This is a genomic window from Acidovorax sp. LjRoot204 (assembly GCF_056175785.1).
Genome location: NZ_JBGFFF010000373.1, coordinates 1 through 1,081 on the forward strand (window position 1 = coordinate 1; position 1,081 = coordinate 1,081).

Consider the following 1,081-nt stretch of genomic DNA (forward strand, 5'->3'; position numbering starts at 1 on the left):
GGTCAGGGGTGGCCCTGGCGGCCAGTACATGCTTTCTGACGTCAAGCTGTCCGCGATCGTTAACGGACAAGAGATCCAACTTACCTAACGCTGCAGGACGCGAGATGAAGATCAACAAGTGGGTTCTGATGATCGTGGTTGGAGTGATCATCCTTGTGGGCTCGATGCTGGCGCGCGATTTGGGCAAAGCACATGCCGAAGCCGCGCTGCAGCGCCTGCAGTTCGTCTGGCCAGATGTGATGACAATGCCCGAGCGCGATCGGGCGCTGCTGGCAACCTTGGGCTTTACGTGCTCACTGCGGGAGGTCGAGCTTGACCGCGAAATGATCATCCAGTGCCTCCAGTCCGCGCTGCTGGAAGAACCAACGTTGCCGAAGGGCATGACGATGGATCAGGCGGCCAAGCGCCTGGCAGAGCTGATCGAGGATTCCAAATCAAACGAAGGGGTGGCGAAATGACGAAGCTCGAAGGTGGCGTTATCGCGCTTGTAGTGGCGGTCTTGGTTGGGACGTATCCTTTCCTCATCTGGAGTGAAAGCAAGAAAGACGTGATCCGGGGCGAGAGGTTGGACCTGGTGTGGCCCGAGGCCTCGGTCGACGACCGGACCCTCCTGGAAGGCTTGGCATACAGCTGCGGGCTCTCCCACGTCGAGCCAAGGCAAGAGGCTGTTGAACAGTGCCTTCGCCGCGCAACGCGGATGGACAAGGCCTCGCTGCCGAGTGGCGTCACGAAGGAGCAGGCGGTCGCTCGACTTGAAGCTCTGATCGCAAGCGCGGCGGTGCCGCGATGAGGGCGCTACTCTGCCCGTTGGTAGCTGGCGCCCTGATGGCTTCAGGCGCCGCTGCAGCTAACCCGGTGTACTTGGAGTGTTCGCACTCCAGTGCCGGCGATGCCAAGCCTCAGGGCCTGGCTGTGACGTTGCTTGAGGGCGAGAGCTCGGCGACGTACCACCCTGAGGGCGGCATGAGTACCAAAACCGATGCGGCGTTCACTGCGTCGCAGGTCAGCTTCAAGAGGGTGTTCACGATGGACTTCATGGATACGGTAACTACCTACACCATTAACCGATCAACCCTTGCAC

3 protein-coding genes are annotated in these 1,081 nt (G+C 60.4%); all 3 read left to right on the forward strand.

Annotated features, from left to right (window positions below; translation table 11 throughout):
• Positions 1-104: 104 nt before the first annotated feature.
• The gene (locus AC04MI_RS25485) at positions 105-458 is read left to right on the forward strand and encodes a hypothetical protein (protein ID WP_436001496.1); all 354 of its coding nucleotides are present in this window, start codon (positions 105-107) and stop codon (positions 456-458) included.
• The gene (locus AC04MI_RS25490; protein ID WP_436001498.1) at positions 455-790 is read left to right on the forward strand and encodes a hypothetical protein; all 336 of its coding nucleotides are present in this window, start codon (positions 455-457) and stop codon (positions 788-790) included. The genes AC04MI_RS25485 and AC04MI_RS25490 overlap by 4 nt, the downstream gene beginning before the upstream one ends.
• Before the next feature lie 35 nt (positions 791-825).
• Positions 826-1,081, forward strand: a 256-nt coding sequence (locus AC04MI_RS25495) for a hypothetical protein (protein WP_476499082.1), incomplete at its 3' end; no start/stop codon positions are given.